The following is a 557-nucleotide window of genomic DNA, read 5'->3' as shown; positions in this document are numbered from 1 at the left end:
CCGTTGTTTTAGCATTGGCGTCACGTACTATAATTTCACGAGATTGTCCGTTTAATTCAAAGAAGACAATTCGTTGACCAGTTTCATCCAACTCACCAATTTGGATTAAGCGGATGTATAAGACTTTACCCTTTTGAATTTCAACATTCACAGTTTCACCAGTCTTCATACCATAGAAGAAGCTTGGTGTTGGGATGATTGAAACGTCAGAATAACGTTCAAGTTTATGACGGTAGTCTACAAAAACATCAGGATACATAATGTAAGATAAGACGTCTTGCTCGTCTACATCTTCATCACCTAATTTAGCAATCAATTCTTGACGAGTAGCTTCAAAATCAATTGGCGCTAAGTGTTCCCCTGGACGATCAGTTGAAGCCTCTTCACCTTTTAAGATGATGTCAGATACATCTTGCGGGAATCCACCTTCTGGTTGACCGATTTTACCTTTAAATAAATCGATAACAGATTGAGGGAAGTCATATTTTTTCCCTTCTGCGAAGAATTTATCAATTGTTAGGTCATTTTGAACCATAAATAAGGCCATATCACCAACG

1 pseudogene is annotated in these 557 nt (G+C 37.9%); it reads right to left on the bottom strand.

Annotated elements, in window-relative coordinates:
* Positions 1-547: pseudogene (locus ACRCJ0_RS18920) on the bottom strand (pyruvate carboxylase); the annotation flags it as partial.
* Between the last annotated feature and the right edge of the window lie 10 nt (positions 548-557).

This window comes from Aerococcus sp. L_32 (genome assembly GCF_050689315.1).
The sequence above is the reverse complement of the archived record's forward strand: the minus strand, read 5'-3'. Positions and strand labels throughout refer to the sequence as shown.